The sequence below is a fragment of the Aliiglaciecola sp. genome (assembly GCF_039982535.1).
Lineage (GTDB): Bacteria > Pseudomonadota > Gammaproteobacteria > Enterobacterales > Alteromonadaceae > Aliiglaciecola.
The window spans coordinates 1-22,934 of the sequence record NZ_JBDWYG010000027.1 but is presented as its reverse complement, the minus strand read 5'-3'; the positions used below and the strand labels follow the sequence as shown (position 1 = coordinate 22,934).

Sequence of the window (22,934 nt, the reverse complement as noted above, 5' to 3'; positions counted from 1 at the left end):
ATGCAGTTAACATTTTATTCTGGAAAAGAATGCCATTTATGTGACCTAGCTGATGCTTTGTTGGCACAAGTGGAATCAAGTTACGATTTAGAAATTACCAAAATGGACGTAAAATCTGATCACCAATTATTCCATTTATACGGTGCTCGTATTCCTGTGATTAAACGTGAAGATAACCAAAAAGAACTAGGCTGGCCATTTGATTTGCAGCAGTTAAAGGAGTTTTTAGATTGAGCTTGTTACAATTAAAAAATGCTCAGCTTTCGTTTGGACACCCTGCCATTTTAAATAAAGGTGAGCTGGTTGTTCATCCTGGCGAAAGAATCTGTTTAGTCGGTCGTAACGGATGCGGAAAATCCACCTTATTAAAAGTGTTGGAAGGGGAGCAACCCTTAGATGATGGTCAACGTATTATTTCACCAAATGTGAAAATTTCTCGTTTACCTCAAGACCCACCTGAGAGCGTAGAATCAACCTTATTTGATTATGTCGCTGAAGGAATGGCTGAAACCGGCGAACTTTTAAAAGCCTATTTCCATCAAATTAATTTAGTCTCCACAGACCCGTCGGATAAAAATCTACAAGTATTAGAACAACTTCAACATAAATTAGAACACCAAGATGCATGGCAATTTGAACAGCAAATTAGTCAAGTGCTTACCCTGTTAGGTTTAGATGGTAATCAGCAACTGTCTTCATTATCTGGAGGTTGGCGTCGAAAGGCAGCTTTAGCTAGAGCATTGGTGGGAAATCCAGATATATTATTACTAGATGAGCCAACCAACCATTTAGATATTCATATGATTAAGTGGCTCGAGGGCATAGTAAAGGATTACAAAGGCGCGGTGGTCTTTGTTAGTCATGACCGAGCTTTTATTCGAGCTGTTGCTTCAAGAATCGTCGATTTAGATCGCAGTAACCTCACCAGTTACCCAGGTAATTATCAAACCTACTTAGATAAAAAAGCCGAAGATCTTAGAAACGAAGAAAATGCTAATGCAGAATTCGACAAAAAATTATCTCAAGAAGAACAGTGGATTAGACAGGGAATTAAAGCCCGTCGTACCCGTAATGAAGGACGAGTACGTGCACTAAAAGCTTTACGACAAGAGCACTCGCAACGGAATAAATTACAAGGAAGGGCCAAAGCTACCGTTAGTACCAGTAGTTCTTCGGGTAAAATTGTATTTGAAGCAGCCGATCTCCATTATGAAATCGATAATAAGATTATTGTTAATAATCTAGAATTGAATGTGTTTCGCGGAGATAAACTAGCGTTAATAGGTCCCAACGGTTGTGGAAAAAGTACCCTCATTCGGCTGTTGCTTGGTGATTTGCAGCCTCAATCTGGCTATGTAAAACAAGGCGCAAATTTAGAAGTCGCTTATTTTGATCAGCATAGGTTGGCTCTTGATTTAGATAAAAGCGTCATAGATGTTGTGGGTGACGGTAAACGTGATCTTTTGGTCAATGGCCAATATAAGCACGTTATGAGTTACCTACAGGACTACTTATTCACCCCTGATAGGGTGAACGCGCCAGTCAGGTCTCTTTCTGGTGGTGAGAAAAACCGACTATTACTAGCTAAATTATTATTGAAACCGTCAAATATTCTGATCCTCGATGAACCAACCAATGATTTAGATGTTGAAACCTTGGAATTGCTTGAAGATTTAATCTCAAACTACCAAGGGACGGTTATTTTAGTAAGTCATGATAGAGAATTTGTTGATAATGTCGTAACATCTAGCCTGTTTTTCGAGGGTAATGGTGAACTTAAAGAGTTTGTGGGCGGTTATACTGATATAGAAACCTGGTATCAGACAGAAAAAAAAACCACAGAAGACGAAACTTCTGTAAAATCAGCGAGTCCTAAATCACAACCGGTATTAAAAAAGACAAAGAAACTGTCTTATAAGCACCAATTAGAACTCGATTCTTTACCACAAGAAATTGAAAAGCTGGAAAATGAAGTTCAGCTATTACAGACTAAAATAAATGATCCGGAATTTTTTAAGCAGTCCCAAGACGAGTTTAATCTTGCTATCAACGAACTGGCCGAATGTGAAAGTTCTTTAGAAAAAGCATATGCAAGATGGGATGAGCTAGAAGGTATGTAAGAACCTAATGGTTTTACAATATCTAAATACCGAAATTAGCTAATTAAGCAGTAATTTACAGGATATGTAATGAAAATAAATCGGCTGGCCTCTGGGCTAACCCTTTGTGCGCTAACCGTTTGTTCAGCGCAAGCAGCAAAATATGAAGTTGTAGAGTTACCTTTAAGAGATAAAGGCGTCAACAGCTATGCTAGAGCCATCAATGATAAAGGAGATGTTGCAGCTTCCATTTCGGATCCCTTCGATCCTCCTATAGATGTTGACTTAATTGACTTTGAAAACGAAACGTTGATCAATTTACTTACCGATGCCGATGGCGCGTCAGTGGGAAATATCAACGATGATGACTTGTTAATTCTTTATAGTTTCATCACGTCTGATGCAACCACTTCCAGTACTTTTTATCCGCAAAGTAATGACTCTACAAATCCCTTTTTGCAGCAAATTGCGAGGGTACAGAGTTACGTATTAGAAAATACCGAAGTAGAAGAAAAGTTTGGATTTGATGTTATTGATCAAGACCTGCAAGGTTATACCAAAAGCGCAGATACCCTTACGACCGGCATTAATAACTTTTCTGCTACCGTAGGATTTGCTGAAGCCCCATTTTATAAAATTAACTATCGTAACGAAGACGGCCTTAATCTTCAGTACCACGTTCAAGATTTTCTAGTACGCGGATTTATGGATATTAACGGTGTCACAATCGAAGTACCGCCAATTGAAGATTTGTTAGGTGGTATTAGTGTTGCTAATGATATTAACGATAGTTTTGAAGTAGCGGGTTACGGTTCAGTAGATTATGTCGATGGTTTCGACGATGTGGTAGATGTTTGTGACGACAAAAATGAAAGAGGGGATATTCCTCTAGAGTATTGTCTGAGACAACTTAGAGACCAGTATCAGAATAATATACGCGGTAGACTCGCTAATGCAGTTGGAAATCGCTATCCCATTGATCAAACCTTTAAGCGTAGAGCAATTATATGGGAGTTTAATGCTAGCGGAGAACTTCTTAATAGCAGAGAGCTTGGTACTTTGATTGAACCTGCTCCAGGTGATGAAACGTTTTATGGTAGCCGAGCTAATGCCATCAATAATAACGGTATCGCTGTAGGTGTATCTAATGACTATTATCAAGACTCACAGAGTGTTGTTGTAAATAAAGCGGCTGTATTTGATGGTGATGAAGTCGTGGGCTTTGTTAGTGATGAAGAATACATTGAAAGTACCGCATTAGACATCAATGACAACGACATGGTGGTAGGTTATGCGAATATAATTATTAACGGGACTTCTCGAAATAAATTCTTCGTTTATGACTATCGCGGTGACGTGCTAGATTTTCCAGATGACTTTTTTGAAAGCTCATCAAGTGTTGCCAGAGGAATTAATAACAACGGCTTAGTCGTTGGAGAAGGGCAGATTGATACTGATTTAATCGGCACTCGCAGAAGTGAAGCGTTTCTTTACGATATTAATAGCGATGAATTTACTAACGTAAATGAGCTGTTGAGTTGTGATACGCCATACACCATAGTTCAAGGTGTTGATATTAACGATAATGATGAAATCACAGCTACTGCAGTAATTTATCGTGAACGTACAGCAATAAACGGTGAATTAGCCTTAGATGCCCGTGGTAATACTATTTTTGAAAATATGTCAGTGGCGGTTAAGTTAGTGCCGATTCCTGGTGGTAGCATCGATGACTGTCATTTAACCACAGAGGTCATTGAGAGAAAAGGTGGGAGTATCTACTATTTACTTGGTTTAGCTTTATTTGGATTTTATGGCCGCTTAAGACAAAAATTAAAGTCATAAACGCCTGCTAAAATTGCTCTCGAATCTTTTTAAAGCCTCGACTCTTATGTCGGGGCTTTTTTTTGTTTTTTGTTAAATCTCTAGCTAAGCCCCGCACCCAGTGACGTCACAAAATTGTAATATCAAATAGAAATTAAAAAGACTGCCTATATTCAAAATTGATGTAAAGGTAAAAACCTAAACTAATCATATATTTATTGAAAACCGGTAAATTTTTATGCAATAACATATTGAACCCTTTCGTGGTTAAGATAGTCTCAGTTATGTGGTTCAGATAATCACAAGTATTTTTTTCAATAAGAGGTCACTCAATGAAAAGACAAAAACGCGATAAACTTTCCCGAGCTCATTCAAAAGGCTATCAAGCAGGAATTTCCGGACGTTCTAAAGAAATCTGTCCATTTCAAACAACGGAATCACGTTCCGAGTGGTTAGGAGGATGGCGAGAAGCTATCGAAGACCGCAACATAGGTTTAAATAGCCGTTAAAAATGAGCCCCGAAAGGGGCTTTTGTAATTTGGAGGGATAGTTAGACGAAGCAACTATCCCTTAGAACACCTAGAAGCTGCTCGTATCTTGGAACAACCCAACTTTAAGGTTATCGGCAGCATAGATTTCTCTACCATCAACTTCTACCACACCGTCAGCCATTCCCATAAACAATTTACGCTTAATAACTCGCTTCATATGGATTTTGTAAGTGACTTTTTTGGCAGTAGGTAGTATTTGGCCAGTAAATTTCACTTCACCCACACCTAACGCGCGACCTTTGCCAGGACCACCGCACCATCCCAAGAAAAACCCAACTAATTGCCACATGGCATCAAGGCCTAAACAACCAGGCATAACGGGATCACCAGGAAAATGGCAGTCGAAAAACCAAAGATCAGGAGAAATATCTAATTCAGCCAAAATATAACCTTTGTCATACTTTCCGCCAGTTTCGCTTATGGTAACAATACGGTCCATCATCAGCATATTCGGAGCAGGTAACTGACTGTTTCCTGGTCCAAAAAGCTCCCCTTGACTACACGCTAATAGATCTTCTCGACTAAAACTTGATTTAAAATTACTCATTTAGGCTTCTTCTAGTTTATAAAGGCTCTAATTTAGCGAACACTTGTAAGCTAAACAACTCTGAACAGTGAAATTTTCTTAACAAACTGGTATTTTATAGTCATTATATGTTTAAACTTAATTGAAAATTGATTAAATGCAAAAAAACCTCAAAAAAGTAGCCAATGCCGAAAAGCAAAAACGCTACCGGCAGCGTCAAAAAGAATTAGGGCACAAACAAGTTCGTGGTTATGTCACAAAAGATGCCATGAGTTGTTATGATGAGATACGAGAAAAAACAAACTGGACCGATAATGAAGTCTTATCGAACGCATTAAGAATTACGTACGCGGCTTATAAGTGTGGCCAAATTAAATTACTAAATGAATGGCTTAAAGATCATAAACGTTAGTCACAATTCGCATTTTTATGCAATAAACGATGTTAAGGTGATAGATTAATTAGTCTGTAAAAATACAGATTATAACAAGTAGTAAAGGTAGTAGGGGTTTTGAGTATTAAAGGTTTCAGATTTTTATGCAGTATATTGTTAATGTTCCTTTTCTCAACTGGAATAGTCGTCTCAAAAGAGGTTTTACATTCTTCTGTATCCCCTGAATTTCCAGACGGATTGCACGCTCAATATCTAAAGTACATAGCCAATAAATTAGGTGCAGATTTAAAAATTACGCCTTTACCATTTGGACGCCGTTTGATTGAGCTTAAAAATGGACATTTAGATCTGATTGCAGGTGTACACCATTACGCATCACCAGATGAATCGTTTATTATTCTTCAGCCAAGCTATGAATCTATCCAAAATACTGTATTTGTGAAGCTACAAGATCAATACAAAATGACCTCCGTCGATAACTTCAAAACATCTACCTTTGCCGTGACAACAAGAGGAAGTTACTTTCCTGAACTGAGCTTAAATGATCGACCTAAGACGGTTAGCGTATCCACTTTAAAACAGAAAATTGGATTGTTAGAAAAAGGCAGAGTGGACGGTTTTGTGCATTTTGCTGCTAGTACATACAAGTTATTGGAAACCTTAGAAAGTGAGATAACTATAGTTCCCTCTCTTTATCAGCCTGAAGCTCGACGTAATTACTTTTTTGGCCTGAGTAAATCGTCTAAATTCACCTCACGACAAGCAGAGATTGAACAAATAATAATAGCCGGAAAACAAAATGGCGACTTCAGTAAAATCAGAGAAAACTACTATTCCAATAAATAATGAGTTTCATATCAGTGTAACTTTTACAATTAGTGAATAATTTATAGATAAAATCCCTCTGTTTAACGATCCTTCCCCCGAATCCATTGCCAGCGCTCAATTGGCTAACAAATTGCAATAAAAATATAAATATAAATATAAAGATTAAACTTGGTAACAAGATCCTTAGCATGGGAGTTCGCAACTTTTCATGCTAGCGGTAATTAATAATCATTAAATTTATGGAACCAATATATGAGGATTATATCGAACCTTTATTCGGTCTATTTTTGTCCTCTCGCGTCCCGTTTTAATTGCATACAAAAAAGGAAGCATTATGGATTTATCTTCAAAGTATCAATCTAACCTTACTATCGGTGATAACGAATACCTGTTCTACGATATTAACAAGGCTGCATCACCGGACGCCCTGCAACGCCTGCCCTTAACCGCTAAGCTTCTGCTTGAAAACCTACTTAGGCACAGTCACAACGATTTTGTACAAAATGAAGACATAGATGCTTTGAGTAAATGGGATAACACTGCAGCGTCAAGTACCGAGATTGCTTTTGTACCTTCTCGGGTTATCTTACAAGATTTCACTGGCGTACCGGCAGTTGTCGATTTAGCTGCAATGCGTGATGCAATGAATGATCTTGGCGGTGATCCAACTAAGATCAATCCTTTAAAGCCTGTTGATTTGGTTATTGATCACTCAATTATGGTCGATGAGTTTGGTAACAAAGATGCCTTTAAACACAACACAGCCATTGAAGTAAAACGAAATAAAGAGCGCTATCAATTTTTAAAGTGGGGACAAAAAGCGTTTAACAACTTTAAAGTTGTACCACCAGGAAAAGGCATTGTTCACCAAGTAAATTTAGAGTACCTGGCACGAGTTACTTTCGCTGACGATAACGAAAACGCAAAGGACAATAGTAAGGTACTTTACCCAGATACATTGGTGGGTACAGATTCACATACCACTATGATCAATGGACTAGGTGTAATGGGATGGGGTGTAGGCGGCATTGAAGCCGAAGCCGCCATGTTAGGACAGCCAGTAACGATGTTAATCCCTGAAGTAGTTGCAATGGAACTTACTGGCAAACTCGCACCAGGGGTGACGGCAACAGATATGGTATTAGCGGTTACACAACAATTACGTGAATTCGGCGTAGTAGGTAAATTTGTCGAGTTTATTGGCGAAGGCATACAACATTTATCCGTAGCAGATAGAGCAACCATTGCCAATATGTCACCAGAATATGGGGCAACCTGTGGGTTATTTCCCATTGATGAACAAACCATTACTTACTTGCGCTTAACCGGCCGAAGTGAAGAGCAAATAGAATACATCACGCAATATAACAAAGCGCAAAATATGTGGGGCTCAGAAAGTTTGAGTGAAGCCCAGTACCACGCCAAATTACATTTGGATTTGTCGACTATTGTACCTTCAATTGCTGGTCCGAAAAGACCTCAAGATCGAATCGCTTTAGAAGATGCAGCTAGCAGTTTCAAAAAGTGGGTTTCAGATCAATCGGATCTAAACGTAGCACCCAAAGATACCATTGAAGGTCGTTATGAAAATGAAGGAGGGCAAGGGCAAGAGCCCATCAGCAAGAAGGTAGAATGCCAGTACAACGGCGAAACATTTAATGTTGAAGATGGGGCAGTTGTCATTGCTGCAATCACCAGTTGTACCAACACATCGAATCCTTCGGTTCTAGTTGCTGCAGGATTACTAGCCAAAAATGCCAACAGACTAGGCTTAAAAGTGCATCCATGGGTAAAAACCAGCTTTGCACCTGGATCACAGGTTGTAACTGAATATTTAAATGAAGCCCAACTTAGTGACGAACTTAATCAATTAGGTTTTAATCTAGTAGGGTATGGCTGCACAACTTGTATCGGTAACTCAGGACCTCTTCCAGATCCCATATCCGATGCTATTACAACCGGTGATTTAACCGTTTCTTCAGTACTTTCTGGGAACCGAAATTTTGAAGGGCGAATTCATCCGGAAGTAAAAACAAATTACCTTGCTTCACCACCTCTTGTGGTCGCTTATGCTTTAGCCGGCAATATGAATATTGATTTGACCTCACAGCCTTTAGGCACCAGTCAAGACGGTAAGCCTGTCTACCTAAGAGATATCTGGCCTAGTAATGAAGAAGTAAATGCTATGGTTGATAAAGTTGTAAATAAAAACATGTTTAGTGAAAAATATGGTTCAATTTACGATGGTGGTAAAATCTGGGATGAACTTGAAGCGGTTAATTCAGATATCTACGATTGGCCGGATTCTACTTACGTAAAAAGGCCACCATTTTTCGATCAAATGACGGCTTCTCCCTCTAAAATTGAAGCAATTGAAGATGCCAAATGCCTACTTAAATTAGGTGATAGCGTTACAACCGACCACATTTCACCAGCAGGGGCCATAGGGTTAGACACACCCGCAGCAAAATATTTGCAACAAGAGGGCGTGGATAAAACCAGTTTTAACTCCTACGGCTCAAGACGTGGAAATCACGAAGTTATGATGCGAGGTACTTTTGCTAACGTGCGCTTAAAGAACCAACTTGCGCCTGAAACAGAAGGTGGGTGGACCAGACTTCAACCGGAATCTGATGAAATGTCCGTTTTTGAAGCGTCCGAGATCTATAAAAAACGACAAACACCCACAGTTGTTATTGCGGGCAAAGAATATGGGACTGGCAGTTCAAGAGATTGGGCAGCAAAAGGACCATTGATGTTAGGCATTAAAGCGGTGATTGCCCAAAGTTATGAAAGAATACATAGGTCGAACTTGATTGGAATGGGAATTTTACCCCTGCAGTTTAAGCCTGGACAAAGCGCTGAAACTTATAAATTAGACGGTACAGAAACCTTCAGTATCGACGCTATATCCGCTGAACAAAAAAGCGTTGTGGTAAATGTACGCCGAGTGAACGAACAACCATTTAGTTTTGATGCGGATATTCGTATTGATACTCCTAATGAATTTGAATACTTCAGACACGGCGGTATCTTGCAATTCGTGATTAGAAAACTACTTTAATCTAAAAAACTCATAGGGGTCAGATCCCGTGAAATTATCATCAAGATTGATAAAATCAACGTATCTGACCCCATAAAACACCTCAAATCCCGCCCCTGCAAAGTTACGCATAACCCTTGAACTCGTTGATATTGTTTACTTAATGCTCCTTTTTAAAGATAAAAATAGAAACAAAATAAATTTACTAAAATACTCTTATTTTTTAGGTGCATGTTCAAAAAAATTACTTTTCATAGTCACTATTCAGTAACTTTTTATTAGCCCCACTAAAAACAAAGTAAGGCAAAACGTTCATTTAAGCTTCATCTAAGTAACACACTTCATTAATTAATTTGCAATAAAGCTCCAATATAGTAGCCGCGACTTTCAACTCAATAGTCCCACAAAACAATAAAAGGAAGTGTAACGTGATTCAATTTAATCGATTTATAAAAACAGGGACTTGCTTAGCGTTAGTTTTAGCTTTGTCGGCCTGCGAAGACGAAAAAACCATTGTAGAAGTTGTTGAAGTAGAAGTGCCCGTTATTGTCGAAGTTCCAATTGAACAACCTGAGCCTGTTCCTATTGTGAAATCGACCAACCAGTTCAAGATAGGTTTACTTCCTGATACTCAAGGAGGTTCAGATAGTGAAGGGCAAGCCCACGTATCTATTCACCCCATGTCTGAGTTACTAAAACATCAGGCAGCTTCAAATGTCGACATGGTTATTGCTGTAGGGGATTTAACCGACGGCGGTAGTGATATTGAATTTGCTGAATGGCGCTCTGTTGCAGATAGTTATGTTGTTCAAGGAATTGAGTTTCTCCCCTTAATGGGAAACCATGAAACTAGTTATGCCTATACTTATAACTGGATAAAGAACATGACGAACTTTATTCCAGAAGATGCTACCCATATGCCCAGTTATGAGTGGGTCAACTACTATGTAGTGCGTGAAAATGTGCTTATATTCGCATTAGCTTATTATAACTTGCCTATTGCATTTGATTGGATTCAACAATCAGTTTTAGCTAATGAAGATAAAATCGATCATATAGTTGTTGCCAGTCATGATGGCCTAATAGGAGCTAAATACGGTCAAACACTAGAACAAATAGTTGATGGAACCAAAGATGATGGATGGGTATACGACGTCCAACCGCAAATAAGAGACTTTTTTTCTGCATATGATGTGATATATGTCCAGGGTCACGAGCATCAATATCAACGCTCACTAATTAGCGCGAAAACGACACTAACTACTTACCCATCAAGCTCAACACCCACTGGCGGTAACTACCGCATGGATATGTATACTCAAATCATGACAGGTAACGCCTCTTATAAAGGATATGAATTTCGTTTTGGAGAGCGTGATTTAGTACAAATGATCGTTTCTCAAAAAAACCAAACCAATGCGTCTGCTGAAGACAGTGGTTATGATGTTAATTCTTCAATATTAACCTTTGAAAATGATCGAATTGACTACCAATCATACTTTGCAACTCACAATGCAGTCTCTAATGATCCAGACCAAGCATTTACCGCAGACTGGAAACTGATGGATAAATTTTCTCGAACTACAAACCGATGTGAGATTATTGTATATCCTAATGCAATTCATCAAGAAACTCGTCCAGTTATGGTTTTACAACCTAGTTACATATCCAATGAATGTTACGCGGAAGACGGTTCATATGCGCGTTTAGCAGGAGGACTGAACAACACTTTTAATCGCACAGATACACGAACCCGTGATATGAGCTTTTCACCTGGTTTTACAAGAGCTGAAAGCTTAAACGACCTCGTTAGGCTTGCTTATCAATGGTTATTCCAAGTACATGAAAGCTGGTCACCAAATTTAAATGCTGCATATCGCGTTGTGCCTGACTATGATAATGATGAAATGATCATTCCAGAGACAACTATAGATTTAAAAGAACACGTAACTTTGAGCTGGACTGCCGCCACCGAAGAAACTAGTTCAGATATCTTAATTATCAGTGGCACACAAAATCAAACTGGTATGTACCAAGATGATTATGGTCTTGAAAAAGATATCGAAGTGGATACAGGCCTTGCGTATTCATTGTCTGGCCCGAATTTGGATAGTTTGGAAGAAGGAGAAGCTAAACCTGTTGTTTCTTTACCTTCATCTGCTACAAAATCTTGGGATATTAGTAACGCAGTTTCAGACCAATACGCCGTTGAATTCATGGTACCTGACTCTGTCGACGTCAACACTGTGGAATTAGGTCGTAAATTAGATAGTTGGGCTGCCATAACACCTTCGGAATGCGTTATAGATGGGGCATGGGACGATACCTTTCTAACTGCACCTCCAATTCGCGATACTGCATGTAGCGATTATCCACTTGTAGGTTTTAGCGCAGAATTGGGGAATCTTTGGTGGGTTGTATTGACCTCTGATGCAGAGATCGCCTTGATAGCAAAATAGAACAAGCTATGACTTTTAAAAAGGTCAGCACTAGACAATGGCTGACCTTTTTATTTGTAGTTATAAGCTTTCAAAGTAATCTATTTAATCTTGCTTTTAACTGGTCGTTTTCTTTTTTTAGTTGCTCTTTTTGTCGCAATAGGTCAATGACCATTGCAGTTGCTACCCAATCAATTTGCATTTGTTGATTAAGACGAACTGCTTTTTTTATCCAGTGGACACTGTCCAAGTCAAATATCCAATCGGAAACAGATTTGCCATCAATAGGATCAACTATGCCGTATTCAACCATCGTATAGATTGAGTCTTGGCTAATTTCTTGGTATTCGCATAACTCGTGAATTGAAAGGTGAAGTGTAATTTCAGACATGTTACTTGCTCCAATCTGCTCTGGGATTAAAATTAGCGACGTCTGCCAATTGTGACCATAATTTTTCAGTTTCAGCTGTTTTTTTAGGGGGAATATCTATTTTAATAACAGCGAAGAGATCTCCCTGTTGCCCCTTGTGTTTCAGTCCTTTACCTTTGACACGTAACTTTTGTCCAGAACGACTATTCGCAGGGATATTAAGGTTTATATTACCGTATAACGTAGGTACTTCGAGTTTAGTACCCAAGGCCGCTTCCCAAGGTGCCAAGGGGAGGGTAAGCAGCAAATTATTACCTTGAACATCAAATAAGGGATGGGGAATTAAACGGATATGCAAATATAGGTCACCATTTAATTTGCTTTCACTACCTGGTACGCCTTGACCTTTTACTCGAATTCGTTCGCCATCAGAGGTGCCTTCTGGAATTTTAACCTCCAATGACTTTTTAAGCTGTTCAACGTTGTTACCTGTTAAATTAGGTACAGTATATTCAACTCGTTTAACAATGCCCTTGATAGATTCTTCTAGAAAAAGTGGCACTTCTAACTCTACATCTTGGCCTTTATATAGATTTGATTCAGCCTGTTGAGACTGACGATGTTGTCGATTTGCTCCGCCAAATATGGAATTAAAAAAATCTGAAAAGTCAGCACTTCCTGCGCCATGAGAATGGGTATAGTTACCACTAGACTGCCAATCTGGTGGTACATCAAAGCCTTGTTCTTGACCACCAAACCGTTTTAATTGATCGTATTCGGCACGTTTATTTTCATCCTTTAAAACTTCATAGGCTTCCGCTACTTCACGGAATTTTACTTCTGCATCTGGGGCTGCATTCATATCGGGATGAAGTTTAAGGGCAAGTTTACGATAGGCCTTTTTTATCTCTTTTAAATCAGCGTCTTCTTTAACACCTAAAACTTGATAATAATCTTTAAAATCCATTCATATTCCTTACACGATAGTTGGCAGGCAAATAATTTTGTAGGACTAAAATAGCTGTATCACGCAGTTTGATAATTTCATTCTTACAACTGAAAAAACCAAAGCACCTCTTCGAACATTGCTGTTAATAGCAATTAAGCTATTAATACTAGTTTGAACCTCTAATAAGTAAAAGTTGTTGATGTAGATCAACGTAAAACGTGGCTGATCCTTTAAATTAATACTTATCTTCGAACTAAATGAGGCCAATTCAATGATTTCTACATCCATATTTCCGGGGCGTTATGTTCAAGGTGACCAAGCATTAAGTATTTTGCCAGAAGAAGTAGCTCGGCATGGTAAGAGTGCTTTAATCATAGCGGATAAATTCGTGACCGATAACAACGGCGGAATATTCAAAGAGCCACTATCGCAACTTAACGATTCAAAATTACAGCTTTTTGGTGGTGAGTGTTGTGATGATGAAATTAATAAACTTTGTGATCGTTTTTCTAAAGATTCTGCTGACGTCATCATTGGAATCGGTGGTGGTAAAACCCTAGATACAGCTAAAGTTGTTGGCTATAAACAAAATTGTCCGATTATACTGATCCCCACAATTGCTTCCACAGATGCACCTTGTAGTGCTTTATCTGTAATTTATAATACCGATGGTTCATTTAACCGTTATGAAGTGTTGCCACACAACCCTGAAGTGGTTTTAGTTGATACCAATGTGATTACCCATGCACCGGTTAGGTTTTTAGTCGCTGGCATGGGAGACGCATTTGCAACTTGGTTTGAAGCAGAAGATTGTCGACTTAAACGCGGTACAAATATGACCGGCAGAGTTGGGCCCTTAAGCGCTTATGCGTTAGCCAAGTTATGTCACGAAATATTGCTCGAATATGGCGTTTATGCCAAACACGCCTGTGAAAGCAGCATTGTTACCCCAGCATTGGAACATGTTGTTGAAGCCAATACGCTATTAAGCGGCCTAGGGTTTGAAAGTGGTGGTTTGGCAGCTGCCCATGCAATTCACAATGGATTAACCACCATTGCCGCTACCCACAATTATTATCATGGTGAAAAAGTCGCAATTGGTCTTCAAGCCATGATGTTTCTAACCGATAGACCCAGTAAGACAATTGATTTAGTGTTCGATTTTTGTCAATCAATAGGGTTACCCATTTGTCTTGAAGATATTGGCATGATTGATCCCACTGAAGACGAACTGTTAAAGGTGGCGAAAAGAGCCTGTGCTGAGGGAGAAACAATTCATAATGAACCTTATGAGGTCACCCATAGAAAGGTTATGCATTGTATTAAAGCCGCTGATGCCGAAGGAAGGCGCAGAAAGAAACTATGAGTCTCAAAATCTAGCCAGCAGTTAATGCGCTGGCTTCTAATAAGTGGCTAGCACAGCGTTCGATGTGTTTAGCCACATGCACTAACCAGCGATACGTATCCAACATGTTAGTCGCATCCATAATATCAAACTCATCATTGGTGACTTTAGTCAGTACTTTTTGCCTGAACTCTTGATGAGCTGCGCTAAGTTGTTCAAACAATATTGAAACTTCTTTTAATGGGGCAGACCATTGATTGCGCTGAATGCTATTGTTCAATAGCGTCACAGCTTTACATAACTGCTCAGAATAATCGGCAATTTCAGCGGGGAGGGCACTTTTAGAGCTTAAGGAATGTCTAAAAGATTGATTCGGTAATTCTTCACAGCGTTCATGTAATCTTTGCATATGATCCAAGGTATGGATCAAATTAAGTAGACGCTGTCGCTCCTGGTGATCATTCTTTTCTATGGGTATTTTGTCGATAAATTCCCGTGAAATATCGATATCAGTTTGTAATTCCACCAGTTTAGTAGTCATCGCTAAGGGATCTGTCCGCAACACTCCCACAGTTGCTTGTAATAATGCCATCATTTGCTTTTTTAACGAGTCCAAAGCTAAATCTAATGCTATAGAAGGTTGATTAAGCAGACTTTCATCAAGTTGCTCTGAATTAGTCTCATGGGAAGAGCGAATAAGCTTCTCTATTACCTTTGCAAACAACTTACTAAAGGGTAAAACTATGATAATGCCAAGTAAGTTAAAAGCGGAATGAAAAGTAATTAAAGCGACCTCGGCATTCTCTACAATTGACTGAGTTGTTATGTATTCCCAAGCCATAACAAAGGGTGTTACAAATATTAAGGCACTTACTCCAGTAAACAAATTATAAATAACATGGGAATAGCCAGTGCGTTTGGCAGCAATAGAGGCTCCGGTCGTTGCCATTAATGCGGTAACAGTTGTGCCAATATCCATGCCTATCACCAAGGTGGCCGCCACTTCAAAGTTAATTAAATCAGAATAAAGAGCTGTTAACGCCGCGGCAACGCCAGCACTTGATGATTGAGTTACTAAAGTAAAAAGGATTGCAAAACCCAATACGGTCAATTTTTGCGAGAACGTAGACACCGACAAACCTTCAAAGGCAAAAAATTCCCGTAAAGTAGACATGCTTTCTTGAAGCTCAGTAATTCCAACAAAAATTAGCCCAAAACCTGCAATTGTTAACCCTAAGGCTGCAATATTTGCTTTGGCGAATAGACGAAGCAGTGCGCCTGCAAAAATAAGTGGAAACGCAATGACCCCTAATTTGAGTTTAAAGCCAAATAATAAAACCAACCAGCCAGTGATAGTGGTACCAATATTGGCCCCAAATATTACGCCCAATGAATGGCTAAAGGTCATTAATCCCGCTCTGACAAAGCCAACGGTAGCAACCGTAACCGCACTAGAAGATTGTAGGATTGCGGTACTGATCGCGCCACAAAGAGCGCCAGAGTAGGGGCTTCGGGTGTACTCCATTAAGCGGAAACGGATGAGGTTACCCGCTAGAGATTTTAATCCGTCAGTCATTACAATCATACCGAGCAAAAACAGCCCGATACCGCCTAAAATCTCAGCAATTAGTATCCATTTATCTGTCATTCAATATGTCTGTAATGTGATGCCGAAGCTTAAATCGTAAAGCAATTAATTGTTCAGTTTTTAAAGGTGTAATCATGCAATTTTGTCACAGTAAAGCTGTAATATTTTCAAACATGCAGCTATTAGATTAGTCGAGAAATCGAATTTTTAAACCTATAAAACTATATGGGATAAAAAATATCCCTTTTAAATCAGTCAATTTGCGCCATTTGCCTAGCTATTACCATTTACTAGCGCTAACTGGTCCAGTCTTTGCTCCTTTAACTGTGCAATCAATTAGCGTTTTAACTAACTTCAACTTTAAACGGAGAATTTTATGAACGATGATCAAGTAAAAGGCAATTGGAAAGAATTAAAAGGCAAAGTACAGAAAAATTGGGGAAAAATTACCAATGATGATCTGGATAAAATGGAAGGTACTCGTAAAGAATTAGTTGGCAAAGTTCAACAGTCTTACGGTAAATCCAAAGAAGAAGCCGAAGAGCAAGTCGATAAGTTTTTAAATAGCTAATAGGTCTATTTATAAAACGAGTCACAAAGCAACTTCCGTGACTTATAAGTAAAATATGTGGTCGGCTCATGTTGGCCACATTTTCTGTTACTTATTAATTCGCAAAATCTAACCTCAAATTTTACCCCACAAAAATTGTGTTACTTCGTCCATTCCTAGACAAAGCGGCAACGTGAAATCGTAGTTGTAAAAACCTGGGTGATCGAACTTCATTTCAATAAATAAGATTGGATAATGACCAAGGTTTTTAAATCCAACTAACAAATATTTTTAACGGCATTTTCCCAAATCAATTCTCATTTCCAATTGTTCTAATTTAACCAATAAATCAAACCGTGCTGTACGTGAAATCTGTGCAAGTTTGCGAGAGTTATTGCGAAACCAGACACACAGGGACGCGTAACAAAGATGGTCATTTTTACCTAAATAGCACGAGAAGCCCTCCCATCCACATTAATAGTAATATTCGTATAATGTATATTATGTTAAATTAAATATTATTTTGATAATAAGTACTCACTGTCGCCATACAATGCCGTCAGATTTGAATCTAAGTAACGAAATACAGTTTTATACTCTCTCCCACTATTTTTTAATTTCTATTTTTCAAAAATTATTTGCAGGTAAAACAGCGGAAAGATTAATGGATAGTAAAATAAAGAATGTGTTGTAAGATCCGTTTAATCTAAAAACAAATAACCAACACTTTAGTTTGATCTGCGGTCTCAGATAGAAAAGGTTTTGAAGTTTTTGTTTGAGTCAGAAGTCAACAAATAGCGGAGACTATTATTCGTTTAACTCTTATTTTTGGAAAGTTTAGATCTGTTGAAATAAAGCGTTTTGGATGAGCCGATAATTACATCTGTATCGTTAAATGCTTATTGATTTTCACTCTGTTATTTTGCTTAAAACCCGATGAATTACTTTAATTCGATACTTTGCTTTAGACGTACTTTGAGATTGTTGAATGTGAGAACTTTGTCCAAAATTACGGATTCCAAATACGCTACGAAATATTAGTTTAGACGGACAAATGTCAAACCGGCATGTTTAACTAAACGGTCTATTAGTTCATCACCAAATAATGTGGATGGTGTCCAAAACCCGCCTTTAAGTTTGCTTGACCCCATATCCTGAGCTAAAGCAACGGCCACTTCGCCTAACATTTTACTGGTCGAGCCATAACCCGGATCGCGATCACCGGTTACCTGGGTTTCGATTGTCTTACCGCTTGCTGTTTCCCCAAAAAGTAGGATGTTAAAACAACCCTGTTCTTGCTCTTTAGGGCTTGGGCCTTCACCTGGTTGAGGTAGTTGTTTGGCTGCAAATTCACGTAACATACTGAACTCCATGGCTTTCATGCCTGATGCCATGGCACCACAAGCGACTGCAGATTTTAACCAACCTAGAGTACCACTACCTACCATCACCGCTTCATCATACCGAAAATCTTTGCCCCAAGGTTGCCCTAACAATGCATGACTGCGATGTACAATGCGCGTGTTAATCACAGACATTACAAAAGGTATTAACCAATTACCGCTAGCTTTATGAAATTCAGGGGTAATAACTTGTGGTTGTTTGATTCCATGACGATAATCCAGTGGCGCTATGGAATACGGATTCGCCATTTCCAATGCAACAGATGGATCTTTGCTTTGTTCAGCTATCGCATTTAGCGCACTAGCAACTGTTCCGCCACTGGCACTACCGCGCATGTTTTTAACTAATAATCGTACTCGCGAACAGGTTTCACCAAATGATTCCAGTGCCTGCTGCTGAATAAACCAGACACCTAAATCTGATGGGATCGAATCAAAACCACAACTGTGAACAATTTTGGCCCCAGTTTCCGTAGCTTTCGACTCGTGGGTATCTACCATTCGTCGTATCCACTGCGCTTCGCCGGTCAAATCACAATAATGGGTACCACTTGCAGCACAGGCCGCAACTAGCTCTGAACCGAATATCGCATAAGGCCCTACAGTAGAAACAACCACTTTTGTTTGCGAAACCATAGCATCCAACGCGTCACGATCACTGGCATCGGCTATTACTGTCGGTATCGTCATTTCCCTAAGAGCGAGTTTAAGCTGATTTAGCTTCGATTGATTACGCCCTGCTATAGCCCAGCGTATGCGCCCTGCTCCACTTTTATCACCTTCAACGCCATGTCGATGGAGTAAATGTGCAACAAGTAATTTACCCACAAAACTAGTAGCGCCATAAATAATGAGATCGTAATGAGACTGGGACATAACTATTCCTTGTGGCTGATTTTTATTGCGCTTTTTTGATGCATTCTTTGAATACAGATCTTAAATAGTATTGACTGAAATAACTGTTCTGGTTTTGTAAAAACATCATTAACACTTTATCCAATAAGGCAGTTTATTCAAGTCTAATTCTAAAGTTGCGGTGCAATATTAGACCCTATGAGTTTATGTAAAGGTGTTAATTTATGTTAAAAGGGAAAAGGATTTTTAAAACGGCTATCTGATTTAATTACGATGACTGAAAGCTAATTCAGAGTATATGTCCATTACATAACCTTTATAGCTCATATGCAAACTATCTGCTTTTTGCTGTCAGCTGTATTGGTTAAAACAATGTCTTACAATTAAATAGTAAATAACAAAAAAAGACGTCAGAACTCGTTGTTTTTGACGTCTCTATGACTATGACCAGTACTATTGATCGCTATCTATATGGTTTTTAATACTGGGGATAAAATCTAATCCATGAATGATTTCAATACTCGAATTATCAAAATCATCGCCAACGGGTTGCACTGAACCGCCTAAGCAATTGCTAAGAAAGGCTTCGCTCACAGCATAGAATGATAGATTATTTTCTGGTTTCTGAAATCCGTGACCCTCGTCAGGATATAGTACATAGGTAACCGGAATATCACGCTTTTTCATTGCATTTACAATCTGATCAGACTCCGCTTGCTTGACTCGAGGATCATTCGCTCCTTGCGCAATCAGCAAGGGTTTAACGATTTTGTCGACGTGAGTCAAAGGCGAACGCTCCTGTAACAACGCTAAACCTTGTTCTGTTGTCGGATCTCCAATGGCGTTGTATAAAACTTTCCTAAAGCTTTCCCAGTAAGGAGGAATGGAGTCCATTAAAGTGACTAAATTTGAGGGTCCAACAATATCGACTCCACACTTAAACGCCTCAGGTGTAAAGGTTAATCCCACGAGAGTAGCATAACCGCCATAACTGCCCCCCATGATTGCAACTTGATCGTCACGGGTAATACCATTATCAACAGCCCACTGTTTAGCATCCAATAGATCATTATGCATGGCTGCTGCCCATTGTTTATTGGCTGCATTTATGAAATCTTTTCCAAACCCAGTTGATCCCCGAAAGTTTACCTGTAAAACAGCGTAACCTCGGTTAGTTAACCACTGAACGAGTGAATTGAACCCATACACATCTCGTCCCCAAGGGCCTCCGTGGACCAATAGAATCATATGAACGGGCTGCTCAAGAACGGCATCTTGGTCAGGATCGGCATCTACAGGTACGGAAAGATAGCTAACTAATTCCATATTATCCCGAGATTTAATTTTTACCCCATGCATTGTTGTGAGCGCAAATTCATTGACCTCTGGGCGAGTAACAAAAAGCTCATTCAAAGTACCAAGTTCAGAATCAAATACTTTATATAGCGGTGAACGATTACTATCGTCGGTAAAAACCGTCCAATATTTATTGTTCTGTGATAATGCTAGTACTTGTGAACCACCAGAAATTTGCTGATTAAACTTTTCAATAACTAAATTAAAAGAAGGATCAATTGCAAACCAAACCGGTTTAATGACATCCAGCGCATAAGCAAAAGGCTCATGGCTGATAGGGTTAATTAATACATTAGATACATCAACTTCACTATCAGTTGCTATGACTTTTACTTGGCTTTCGCCCAACTTCATATGCACCAGTGCTAAGGTATTTCGATTTCTGCTGTCTAACAGATAGATGCCTTGATTATCTCCATCAAATCCCAAAATCTGCGTGGTTAGAGCGTCTTCGGCAGGTATGGTGAACCATGGCTGCCACTGATCGTTGAGCTTGTTCAGTACCTGGTATGATCCATCATCCATCGCTTTTGTTGCCAATCGAACATTCAGTTCGTGGTCAATAGTATAAAATGCAAAACCAGGGTTCTGCTCTAATAACTCCCGTTCACCAGTCACTATATTAACGCGATATACATCATGCCATTTAGGATCTCGATCATTCATACCGATAATCGCTATGCCTGGTGTATCTTCACTTTGACCAATAAAATCTCCTCGAACCCCCTCAAAAGGGGTCAAATCTAAGATGTCATTAGTGTTTAAGTCGATACGATAAATATGCCAGTTTTCATCGCCATTCTTATCTTGAATATACATAATATGTTTATTATCTAGCGCCCAAAAATAACTCGGTATCCCTCGCCCAGTATCTTGGGTAATCGGTTTTGCCTTATTAGCTTCATCCCGAGGCCCTAACCAAACGTTCATTACACCGTTTAGAGGCGCTTGGAAACTTATTTTGGTTCCGTCTGGGCTCAATCTACCTTGATATTTACTTGGATTTCCAAATAATGTATCTCTTGGAATAATGGGTGTAGCTTGATCAACTCTGTCTGTTAGTGGTGTTGGTGTCTGAGATGAGCAGCTAATTAGGCTGGCAAGTATGATAGCTGTCAGTAAATAATGCATGTGCTGTCGCATAATATTCCCTATTAGTTTTGGTGTGTAATATGAGGCAACACAACATGAGAAGAACCACTATCCCTAGAATGCCACCCACTGAATATAGCACAAATTTTATACAACAAAACTTCATCAAAGAATATGCCCTATCCTATTACACCCTATGATAGTATTTGCAGGAAATATTTGATAAACAAACTAATGTAACGGTAGATCTAATCTCGCTTTTAGTCGTAATAACATTTATCTGCTGCGTACATTCATCATCAATTCAGGAAACGCTTGTTAGTGACAGCAAAAAAGACATCCCGTTATTTACTCAATGGCTTTCTTCCTCGGCTAGTTTTGCTGACATTCGTAATTTTTCTATGTGGATTCTTATTTAGAAATAGCTTGGTTATTTGGTTGAGTGATTTCTGGTTAGCTGAAGATACATCAATTACCTGTTTGGACTTCGACTTGGGTACAACCCCCTTTATTAATATCCATTCAATGTGTATCGAGTCTGCTGATGTGGAAATTAACCTTCAACAGGCAAAGTATTTTATTGGACCGAGTTTATTCGCAAAAGCTAGCTACCTGAACCAAGCCAGTGTGAAAATTGACAGCCTTTCTGTGTCCCATAAACAAAACCTACAAACTTTAACTCCTAAGCCAACTCAAAATAATGACCTACAAGAGTTGTGGGCACTTCCAGAGATGTTGCCATTAATAACTATTGAGCAAATTCGTGTTGACTCATATCTTATGGAACAACCTTTACACATTCGTATTTTTCAACCCAATCGTTCTGAATTAGCCATTCGGGGAGATGTAGAAGCAGACCTGTTTGTCACTAAACATCAAGGTAAAGGCATAATTAGTGGGGATTTAATATGGTCTGCTAATCTATTTTTGTCGCAAAGTAAGCAACTTGAGAGTTTCATCCAACCTTACCAAGACTATTTTACTAATTGGCAATCTATGCTGGATACTCCAATTCATAGCAATTTTGAATTCACAGGCTCAGAGCTTAACAGTCAGCATGAGATTACCCTCAACAATGTCATAACCTTTGAAGACTGTAAGATCCCAGTGCAACTCGATGGTGAAATTAAAGGAAGTCTGCTAATTACACCTTTGGCGGTGCAAGTCGATCTTAGTCAATTAAAACCCCAATTTTCCATAAAACAATGTCCTCAAGCAGACGTGGTTACTCAACTGCTAAAACTAGACGCTTGGTCAATAGATATCCCTAAAATCAACACGGCTACTGCCACAAATATAGGCATTCCAGAGATAAATCTCATCTCCAGTTCATTACAAAATCCGTTGAAACTGACATTAAAGGATATTGAATTAAACACGCAAATGGATGCCAAGTTAGACTATCAAATCACACTTCAGACTGAAGCCACTGAGCTTTTCGTTGACCAACAACTCATTGCTGCGGAATTGAATGTTGCAGCCTCAGGGAAGATGCAAAAACAAGCTGAGAAGATCCAGGTTAGCGGCACCAACGTCTTAGAAATATCCAAATTAAACACGGATTTGGCTACAATGGATACCGCTACTAGCCAACTTGATTTCAACTTAGTGAAAGAAGCAAATACGCCTTGGAAAGCGAATGCTAAGGGGAAAGTTGAGGCTAGCGATATAGTAAAAAGCCCATTAACAATCAGTTTAGTTACCAGTGACTTTACAGTCGATG

17 protein-coding genes are annotated in these 22,934 nt (G+C 39.1%); 11 read left to right on the top strand and 6 right to left on the bottom strand.

All coding sequences use genetic code 11. From position 1 onward, the window contains the following. The 4 genes from ABJV04_RS06035 (at nt 1) to rmf (ending at nt 4,432) form a co-directional block, all read left to right on the top strand. Entirely contained in the window at nt 1-234 is a 234-nt protein-coding gene (locus tag ABJV04_RS06035) for a glutaredoxin family protein (RefSeq protein WP_348490409.1), read from the top strand. Continuing rightward, nucleotides 231-2,120 carry an ABC transporter ATP-binding protein gene (locus tag ABJV04_RS06030; RefSeq protein ID WP_348490408.1) on the top strand — a complete coding sequence of 630 codons (1,890 nt, stop codon included), beginning with the start codon at nt 231-233 and terminating at the stop codon, nt 2,118-2,120. The genes ABJV04_RS06035 and ABJV04_RS06030 overlap by 4 nt, the downstream gene beginning before the upstream one ends. Before the next feature lie 69 nt (nt 2,121-2,189). Then, nucleotides 2,190-3,944, top strand: a complete 1,755-nt coding sequence (locus ABJV04_RS06025; RefSeq protein ID WP_348490407.1) for a DUF3466 family protein — start codon at nt 2,190-2,192, stop codon at nt 3,942-3,944. A gap of 311 nt (nt 3,945-4,255) precedes the next feature. After that, nucleotides 4,256-4,432 (top strand): ribosome modulation factor, encoded by a 177-nt coding sequence (gene rmf, locus ABJV04_RS06020; protein ID WP_216046599.1) that lies wholly within the window; start codon nt 4,256-4,258, stop codon nt 4,430-4,432. Between the two features lie 70 nt (nt 4,433-4,502). Here rmf and fabA read toward each other — a convergent pair whose 3' ends face one another. Next, nucleotides 4,503-5,021: a 3-hydroxyacyl-[acyl-carrier-protein] dehydratase FabA gene (gene fabA / locus ABJV04_RS06015; RefSeq protein WP_348490406.1), complete on the bottom strand. Its 519-nt coding sequence runs from the start codon at nt 5,019-5,021 to the stop codon at nt 4,503-4,505. Nucleotides 5,022-5,157: 136 nt separating this feature from the next. Here fabA and ABJV04_RS06010 point away from each other — a divergent pair, with 136 nt between their 5' ends. The 4 genes from ABJV04_RS06010 (at nt 5,158) to ABJV04_RS05995 (ending at nt 11,724) form a co-directional block, all read left to right on the top strand. Then, nucleotides 5,158-5,412, top strand: coding sequence for a hypothetical protein (locus ABJV04_RS06010; RefSeq protein ID WP_348490405.1), 255 nt, complete (start codon nt 5,158-5,160; stop codon nt 5,410-5,412). A 141-nt stretch (nt 5,413-5,553) separates the two neighbouring features. Beyond that, nucleotides 5,554-6,240 carry a transporter substrate-binding domain-containing protein gene (locus tag ABJV04_RS06005; RefSeq protein WP_348490404.1) on the top strand — a complete coding sequence of 229 codons (687 nt, stop codon included), beginning with the start codon at nt 5,554-5,556 and terminating at the stop codon, nt 6,238-6,240. Nucleotides 6,241-6,556: 316 nt separating this feature from the next. Beyond that, nucleotides 6,557-9,286: an aconitate hydratase AcnA gene (gene acnA / locus ABJV04_RS06000; RefSeq protein WP_348490403.1), complete on the top strand. Its 2,730-nt coding sequence runs from the start codon at nt 6,557-6,559 to the stop codon at nt 9,284-9,286. 407 nt (nt 9,287-9,693) lie between these two features. Further along, nucleotides 9,694-11,724: a metallophosphoesterase gene (locus tag ABJV04_RS05995; RefSeq protein ID WP_348490402.1), complete on the top strand. Its 2,031-nt coding sequence runs from the start codon at nt 9,694-9,696 to the stop codon at nt 11,722-11,724. A gap of 70 nt (nt 11,725-11,794) precedes the next feature. On the opposite strand, the gene ABJV04_RS05990 is transcribed toward ABJV04_RS05995, so the two are convergent. Beyond that, nucleotides 11,795-12,094 carry a chaperone modulator CbpM gene (locus ABJV04_RS05990; protein WP_348490401.1) on the bottom strand — a complete coding sequence of 100 codons (300 nt, stop codon included), beginning with the start codon at nt 12,092-12,094 and terminating at the stop codon, nt 11,795-11,797. A gap of 1 nt (nt 12,095) precedes the next feature. Beyond that, the gene (locus ABJV04_RS05985; RefSeq protein WP_348490400.1) at nt 12,096-13,040 is read right to left on the bottom strand and encodes a DnaJ C-terminal domain-containing protein; all 945 of its coding nucleotides are present in this window, start codon (nt 13,038-13,040) and stop codon (nt 12,096-12,098) included. Between the two features lie 253 nt (nt 13,041-13,293). Here ABJV04_RS05985 and ABJV04_RS05980 point away from each other — a divergent pair, with 253 nt between their 5' ends. Next, on the top strand, nt 13,294-14,388 hold the full coding sequence (locus ABJV04_RS05980) for a glycerol dehydrogenase (RefSeq protein ID WP_348490399.1): 1,095 nt from the start codon (nt 13,294-13,296) through the stop codon (nt 14,386-14,388). Nucleotides 14,389-14,398: 10 nt separating this feature from the next. On the opposite strand, the gene ABJV04_RS05975 is transcribed toward ABJV04_RS05980, so the two are convergent. Beyond that, the gene (locus tag ABJV04_RS05975) at nt 14,399-16,015 is read right to left on the bottom strand and encodes a Na/Pi symporter (protein WP_348490398.1); all 1,617 of its coding nucleotides are present in this window, start codon (nt 16,013-16,015) and stop codon (nt 14,399-14,401) included. Nucleotides 16,016-16,331: 316 nt separating this feature from the next. On the opposite strand from ABJV04_RS05975, the gene ABJV04_RS05970 reads away from it, so the two are divergent. Continuing rightward, nucleotides 16,332-16,526 carry a CsbD family protein gene (locus tag ABJV04_RS05970; protein ID WP_348490397.1) on the top strand — a complete coding sequence of 65 codons (195 nt, stop codon included), beginning with the start codon at nt 16,332-16,334 and terminating at the stop codon, nt 16,524-16,526. Between the two features lie 1,016 nt (nt 16,527-17,542). Here the strand turns inward: ABJV04_RS05970 and ABJV04_RS05965 are convergent. Both ABJV04_RS05965 and ABJV04_RS05960 read right to left on the bottom strand, forming a co-directional pair. Beyond that, nucleotides 17,543-18,784: a saccharopine dehydrogenase NADP-binding domain-containing protein gene (locus ABJV04_RS05965; RefSeq protein WP_348490396.1), complete on the bottom strand. Its 1,242-nt coding sequence runs from the start codon at nt 18,782-18,784 to the stop codon at nt 17,543-17,545. A gap of 432 nt (nt 18,785-19,216) precedes the next feature. Continuing rightward, on the bottom strand, nt 19,217-21,262 hold the full coding sequence (locus ABJV04_RS05960; protein WP_348490395.1) for an alpha/beta fold hydrolase: 2,046 nt from the start codon (nt 21,260-21,262) through the stop codon (nt 19,217-19,219). Nucleotides 21,263-21,532: 270 nt separating this feature from the next. Between ABJV04_RS05960 and ABJV04_RS05955 the strand changes: the two genes are divergently transcribed. Continuing rightward, nucleotides 21,533-22,934: hypothetical protein (locus ABJV04_RS05955; protein ID WP_348490394.1), on the top strand; the 1,402-nt coding region annotated here is incomplete at its 3' end.